Annotated in this window: 9 protein-coding genes and 1 pseudogene; 2 read left to right on the forward strand and 8 right to left on the reverse strand. The window is 62.1% G+C overall.

What is annotated here, in order from left to right; all coding sequences use genetic code 11:
- Positions 1-783 (reverse strand): annotated as a pseudogene (locus Q1J95_RS13200) (hypothetical protein); the annotation flags it as partial.
- 561 nt (positions 784-1,344) lie between these two features.
- Between Q1J95_RS13200 and Q1J95_RS13205 the strand changes: the two are divergent.
- Both Q1J95_RS13205 and Q1J95_RS13210 read left to right on the forward strand, forming a co-directional pair.
- Positions 1,345-1,836, forward strand: a complete 492-nt coding sequence (locus Q1J95_RS13205) for a hypothetical protein (RefSeq protein ID WP_300268291.1) — start codon at positions 1,345-1,347, stop codon at positions 1,834-1,836.
- A complete protein-coding gene (locus Q1J95_RS13210) occupies positions 1,836-2,972 on the forward strand; it encodes a site-specific integrase (protein WP_300268293.1) in 1,137 nt (378 codons plus the stop codon). The genes Q1J95_RS13205 and Q1J95_RS13210 overlap by 1 nt, the downstream gene beginning before the upstream one ends.
- 468 nt (positions 2,973-3,440) lie before the next feature.
- Here Q1J95_RS13210 and Q1J95_RS13215 read toward each other — a convergent pair whose 3' ends face one another.
- The 7 genes from Q1J95_RS13215 to Q1J95_RS13245 form a co-directional block, all read right to left on the reverse strand.
- Entirely contained in the window at positions 3,441-3,671 is a 231-nt protein-coding gene (locus tag Q1J95_RS13215) for a hypothetical protein (protein WP_300268295.1), read from the reverse strand.
- A gap of 20 nt (positions 3,672-3,691) precedes the next feature.
- Entirely contained in the window at positions 3,692-3,868 is a 177-nt protein-coding gene (locus tag Q1J95_RS13220; RefSeq protein ID WP_300268297.1) for a helix-turn-helix domain-containing protein, read from the reverse strand.
- Positions 3,869-3,882: 14 nt separating this feature from the next.
- Positions 3,883-4,311 (reverse strand): hypothetical protein, encoded by a 429-nt coding sequence (locus tag Q1J95_RS13225; RefSeq protein ID WP_300268298.1) that lies wholly within the window; start codon positions 4,309-4,311, stop codon positions 3,883-3,885.
- Complete coding sequence (locus Q1J95_RS13230; RefSeq protein WP_300268300.1) at positions 4,301-5,095, reverse strand: ParB/RepB/Spo0J family partition protein; 795 nt, start codon at positions 5,093-5,095, stop codon at positions 4,301-4,303. Before Q1J95_RS13230 ends, Q1J95_RS13225 begins: the two co-directional genes overlap by 11 nt.
- 74 nt (positions 5,096-5,169) lie before the next feature.
- On the reverse strand, positions 5,170-5,379 hold the full coding sequence (locus Q1J95_RS13235; protein WP_300268303.1) for a hypothetical protein: 210 nt from the start codon (positions 5,377-5,379) through the stop codon (positions 5,170-5,172).
- Positions 5,380-5,454: 75 nt separating this feature from the next.
- Positions 5,455-5,904 (reverse strand): helix-turn-helix transcriptional regulator, encoded by a 450-nt coding sequence (locus tag Q1J95_RS13240; protein ID WP_300268305.1) that lies wholly within the window; start codon positions 5,902-5,904, stop codon positions 5,455-5,457.
- Positions 5,905-5,906: 2 nt separating this feature from the next.
- The coding region (locus Q1J95_RS13245) for a hypothetical protein (protein WP_300268307.1) at positions 5,907-6,480 on the reverse strand (574 nt) is incomplete at its 5' end.

Consider the following 6,480-nt stretch of genomic DNA (forward strand, 5'->3'; position numbering starts at 1 on the left):
CGCGACCTGCTCCTCAGCGGCGGCTGCACTACCTCCGGCTGGCCGGACCTGTCCGGCGTTGAGCGCATCGATCAGGCGGCTCGCGTCACGCTTGCCGAGCGTGTTGCGGTCAGCGCTGAAGTGCTGCGAGATGTACGCGTCGATGTCGGTCGGCTGCAGTCCCAGCTCGCGGGACTTGCCGTTGATCAGTCCCCACTGCGCGCCGGATGCGAGCGGGTAGCCGCCCGGTCCCGGCTGCTGCTGCTGCTGCTGCTGCTGAGGACGCTGCTGATAGCTCTGTTGCGGCTGGTTCGACGTCTGCTGGCTACCCCGGAACGGGATCGGCTGATTCCCGCCAGCATTCCCCACGGGGCTATCGGAAAGCGCGCCGAGGTTATCGCCGGATGCGTCGTCATATTCGAGACTGAACTGTGTCCCGTATCCGAGAGAGGCGAGCGCGCGCCCGATCGCTTTTGTCTCCGCTTTCTCGATATAGGCATCGAACTCTTGGGCGGTGCAGCTGCCAACGCCGCTGCCGGTGCCGTAGTGCGTGCCGCTGTCATCGAGTGCGATCACGGTCGCTTGGATGATCGCGCGCTCGGCGCTCACGTGATGGATCGACGTTTCAATCTTGCCAGCTGGGAACTCCGCGCGGAACCACGCCAGCCGGTGCTTCACTTCGAGGTACCACTGATTCTTTACTTTTGTCATGTGTGGTCGCGGGTCGTAGCTGCGCGAGGTGCGCACCGCGACTTCATTGGATTCGGGAATGGTGTGGGTCTGCGGGGTCTGCTCAACCGACATGGTTACTGTGTCTCCTTTACTCGTAGACGATCCAGCTCCGAACCTTCGGGCTGGCATTCGGGTTGATGCATAGCTCTGCATCGACGATGCGGTAACCGCTGTTGACTAGGTGCTCCTTGCGCATCCGATGTTCTACGTGCGCGAGTGACGCGTCATCGGAGAAGTTGATCAGTAAACCGGGTTTCTCGGATTCCTCCTTTCGTAAAGATCGTGTCTCGCGTGGTCCCACTACTTCAAAAAGAGGAGCATCATCCTCTCGCGGTCGCATCTGAAATGCTTGCATGCATCATCCCTTCACAGAATCCGAAGCGCGATCGATGCGTGATCGCTACTCCATAATACACCAATCGTAGCTAGCTGTCTACGATCCTGCATTCTGAGCAAACCCCGCTGTGAGACAGCGAAAGGTGCACATAACCTTCCACATTCCCGGGTCAAAATATACCACCTCCATGCGGCTTCGCAAGGTATACATTTGGGTCACTACGTGGTACGATACGGATAGTATCCACGTGGATACTTATGTTACGTCGCCCTCGCAGGGAAAGGGAGTATCACCGAATGACCCACAAGAAAATGACGCCCTTCCAGCGCTGGCTGTCGGCTGAACTGGACTCGCGCGACTGGTCGCACGCAAAGCTCGGCCGCGAGATCGATGTGTTCAAGGGCACGGTCGGACGCTGGCTCATGCCGCCGGATCACCCGATGCATCGACAGCCGAGCTACGAGAGCTGCCGCCGCCTCGCTGATCTGTTCGGCGTGGACCTGCACTTCATTCTCGAAGCGGCAGGGATTGACAACTTCGAGCGTGACCGCAACCTCACCGATCTACAGCGCGACACGATCGCGCTCGTGAAGCTCTTGCCGGACAGCGCACTCGCGCCGCTGTACCCGATGATCCGCGCGCTGCTCGATGAGCGCGTACAGGCGACGATCGAGCGCACCGCTCAGGCACAGGCGCGTGCTCGCGGCGATCTCGACGCGAAGAAAGCCGACGACGAAAGCGAAGCGGCTGACACAGCAGACAGTCTGGACAAGGTGAAGGTGAGCTAATGGCAAAGCGCGGTCAGAATACTGGTTCGATCTCGTCGCGACCGCGCAAGGATGGACGATGGGAAGCGCGGCTCACCCTGCCCGATGGTCGCCGCAAGAGCTTCTACGGCAAAACATGGAAAGAGGCCGAACAGAAACTCCAGCGCGCTCGCGCTGAGCTAGAACGCGGCGCGCTCCCGGCACAGGGCCGCATGACGGTCGATCAGCTCTGGGACGAGTACGTGCGCACGAACCCAAAGGGGTTGCGCAAGACGACGCTGTTTCCGCGCTCGTACAGCTGGGCGCGGCACGTGTCGCCGGTCATCGGGAACGTGAAGCTCGCGAAGCTGACGCCGATGCATATCCAGCGCGTCGTCACGACAGCGCGCAAGAACGGACTGAACACGCACACGGTGTTCAGTGTGTACTCGAACCTGAAAGCGGTCTTGGAGCAAGCGGTGCGGTGGCAGCTGATACCGTCGAACCCGGCGCGCTCGGTTGACGTGCCGAAGGGCAAGCCGCGCGAGCTGCCGCTACGCACGTCCGAAGAGGTCGAGCGCTTCCTTGCCGCGATCCCCCGGAATCCATATCGAGCTGCGTTCATGCTCGCGGTCGGGCTGGGCTTGCGCTCGGGCGAGGTGCGCGGTCTGCGCTGGTCGGACATCGACTTCGATCGCGGCACGATCTCAGTGATGCAGACGGCATCGGTCCTCGGTGGCGAGATCGTCTACGGCGAGGGCAAGACGGATAGCGCGCGCCGGGTGCTACCGATGCCGGACTTCATTCGCGACGTGCTGCGCGAGCAGCGAGTACGCGCCAACGAGCAGCGATTGCGTGCCTTCACGTGGGAAGATCACGATCTCGTGTTTCCCGGTCGTCACGGTCGCCCACTGAGCACCAACACGCTGCTGATGCAGCTCGATGCGATCTGCGAGGATGCTGGCGTGCCCCGGCTGACCTTCCACCATCTGCGGCATCTCTGTGCGACACTTCTCCTCAAACAGGGCGTGTCCCCGCGAATCGCGCAGCGCATTCTCGGGCACGCGTCGTCACGTGTCACCCTAGAGGTGTACCAGCACGTGACCGAAGAGCTGTTAGAGGGCACGATGCAGGACGTGGACGATGCACTCGGCAAGCTACTACGAGTAGCTGAGTAGCTGTCATTTACTGGCGAATCGGCGCCGGTTGGCTTCAAAAGTGTCGTCAACCGGCCCACGTCCTGCATCGGATCGTTGAGAAATACGCGGAATGGCGGGAGTTTTCAATGGCGGAATCTCAGAACCTCAGTGCTGATGCACAACACTCAACAGCTGATTCGCAGCACATCGGCTCCCCTCTGGTCGCTCTCAGTAGCCCCTAGTCAACGCTCCGACAGCTCCCTTTCCCTACTGTCATTGTGATTCTCGCTCGCGAGTCGCCGGGTGTCGTCAGCACTCGATTGCGGTCGGTTGGCGTCATGTGTCGTCGCGTCGTCGTCAAGGTCGTCGTCAGGCGTCAGGCAGCAGTGAGATTGACCCCACAACGATTCGTAGCTCTCAGGACACAGAAACGGGCCGTAGCAGCGCGCTACGGCCCCTCCCCTTATCTGTACTTGCCTTGCGATCGATCCGCGCTCTGCGCGCCGTCTAGCGCCTTCTGTGCAGATCAGCGTGCGCGCACGTCGCGAAGTGCGAGATGTATGTCGGCATGCCCTCGTCGAACAGTGGCGCGTATGCGCGCATCGTGTCGCGCTCGACCACGAACCGGCCCGACCCGTTCGGCTCGACTGGCTCCGGGTTCATCGGGATGCTGCTCCCGTTCTCGGTGAACGCCCAGACGATCGGCTCGCCGCAGCTCTTGCAGCGAGCCTCACGCATCCGGCTCTTGTCCCTGATCGTTATGCGCCGCTCAGCCACCGTTCGACCTCCGCACGTTTCAGGTAGATGCGTCGCCCGTTGCGCAGCACGCAACGCTCGGGCAGCCACCCGGTTTTGATCCACTTGTACACGGCTTTCGTGCCGACCCCGAAGTGATTGGCAAGCTCCTCAACCTGCATCACGAGTGCTTCCTGCACGAGATCGCTCCTTTCTACGAGCATCGATGCATCGAGTACGTCGGGGTGGTCGGTTCTTCCATCGGTCGCAGCAGTCGCGCGCGCTCGTCACCGATCAGGACATAGATGCCGTTCGGGTCGGCTGCGCGATCGAGCTGCACCAGCTCCGCGCCGACACCGACCGTGCGTACCGGCGTGCCGCAGCGCTCGCATCGAGCGTCCACCGGCAATGTCGCGCGCTGCTGCTCGCGCGCATCGACCTCGGTCATGAGCTGCGCGAGCATCGACGCGAAGCGCTTGCCCGGTGCGAGTCGCATCCAGTTCTCCGGCCCGATCTGGATCGTCAGCTCGTCGGTGCTGGGCCGGTACACCATCGCCTCGTGCTCGATGTCGCCGGGTTGCCGGGAAGGTGGTGCCTCCCCGACGACCGACACGACGTTCGCATTCAATCCTCTAGCTCGCATCCCACGCCTCCGCTGCTGCTCTCATCCATTCCTCTCTCGTCACGCTGCCCTCATAGGTGCGCTGCAGATCGCGTAACGCGCCTGTGAGCGAGGGCAACGCGTCAGGCGACTCAGTACCCACGTCAGCGAATAACGCGTCATCCAGCGCCGCTGCAGCAGCTTCCAGCCCGGTGCGCGTGATGTCCGACACATCGTCGCCGGTCAGCTTGCCGCTCTCGGTGAAGCGCTCGACCGCATCATGGACACGTGCATCGGGCAAGCTCGCGACGCGCTCAGCGACACCGAGCGCGATCTTGCCGCTCTTGACGCCCTGCATGATCTCGTCAGGCAAGCGCGTCAGCTTCAAACGCTTGCGGATCGTCCCGACGCGCAGTCCGGTCGCGGTCGCGATGTCCGACTCGGTGTAGCCGCGCTCGTGCAGCGCCATGATCGCTTCGAGGTCGGTCAGCGGGTTCGCTGATCGAATCGTGTTCGCGGTCACGGTCATCGTGTGCGCCACGAGCGAATCGACCGTGTAGACGATCGCGCTGATATGCTGCCAGCCGAGCGCGCGAGCTGCCGCGACGCGTCGCCGTCCGTCCACGATCTCGTAGCGCGCGCCCCGCTCCGGCGCGTTCAGGATCACCGGCTGCAAGAGTCCATGTCCCTCCATGCTCGCGCGCAGCGCGGCGGGTGCCGTGTAGGGCGTTTCTTCGATCAGGTGCATGCCGATCAGCACCGACTCGGGTTCTTCAATGACCTCGGGAAACAGCTCCGAGAGATCGACCTGCACAACGTCGCTCATGTCGTGTCTCCTTACTAAAGGAAGGTGATACCCCGGCGAAGTTACCGGGGTATCGATCGAAGCTAGCTGGCTACCTAAAAAGGAGCCAGTCCAGCGTCCATTCGCTCATTCATGCGATCGAAGCGCTGCGCGTCAGCTTCTTCCTGCATCGCTTGCCACGCCTGATAGGACGCGCGTGCATCGTACTCGCTGCGATCCACTGCCTCGACCTCGGCGAACATCGCGTCCAGCTCCTCAGCCGTCAGCTCGATGTCGTCAGCTACGATCCAATCCTGTGGCTTCATGTCGTGTCTCCTTTCGTGTAACGAACTTCATCACTGAGTCCATTGTACACCATCGGTAGCTAGATGTCTACCGATTCAAGCCGCCGCTTCTCCTGCTCGATCTGCATATCGGCGATGCCACTGACTTGCCCGAGTAGTACCGTCAGCTCGTCCGGCGTCAGCTGCCCCTTGACGGATATCGTCTTGTCGGTGTTGATGCCCTTGCTGTTCTTGGTCACGTTCACGCGGCAGTACAGCTCGGGTAGCTCGTTCGTGCATCTCTCGCTCTGCTCGCTCATTGTCCATGTCCTCCTTCGCTGCCATGACCAGCAGCCATGTCTCGTCCGGCGTTAGATCGATCGTTTCCGTGAGCAGCGCGATCGTGCCGAGATTCGGGCGCGCGTCGCCGCGCTCATAGATGTACCAGCGCGTTTGATAGCCCCAGACGTATTCGCCCAGCTCGCTCGCGCTCATGCCGCGACGCTCGCGAATGTCCTCCATCACGATGCCAACCATCGTCGTCGGCTCGAACTTTTCCCGCGCCATATCTATTCGTCCTCCAGCTCGACATCGATGCCGCTCTCACGCGCGCGGCGGAGACTCTCCTGCACGCCCTCCGGGTCGTCGGGATCATCGATCACCGTGAGCTGTGCGATCGGGACGCTCATGAAGATCGCTGGCGCGTAGTCGAGATACACGCCCTCGGGCCGGTAGCGCGCCCGGTACGTCGTGTCGCCGATCGTTCGCTCAACCGTGCGGAACGGGACGGCAGGATCGAGCACGACATCGCCGCCCTGCACGTCGTCCCAGAAAAGACTCTGGCACATGTCCTGTTGGATCACGTTCGTATGATGCGGGATATCCTTCGGGCAGCTCGCACGTATCGCAACCACATTGCGGTGGCCGTCACGCGCGCGCTCCATCGCCTCCCGCTTCAGCGCGTCGCGCAGCTCTGCGCTGTTGTTCATGTGCGCGCGCGGGTGCACCATGAGCAGTCGCGAACGGCTCGTCAGCTTCCCGAAGTCGAGATTGCGCGGCAGTCGCCGGGAGATGCCGTGCCGTCGCGCTTCGGCAATGAAGTCAGCCACGTTCGGATAGTGCTCGCGGCCGATCCAGTCGATC

This window comes from Microbacterium sp. (assembly GCF_029263575.1).
Classification (GTDB): domain Bacteria; phylum Actinomycetota; class Actinomycetes; order Actinomycetales; family Microbacteriaceae; genus Microbacterium.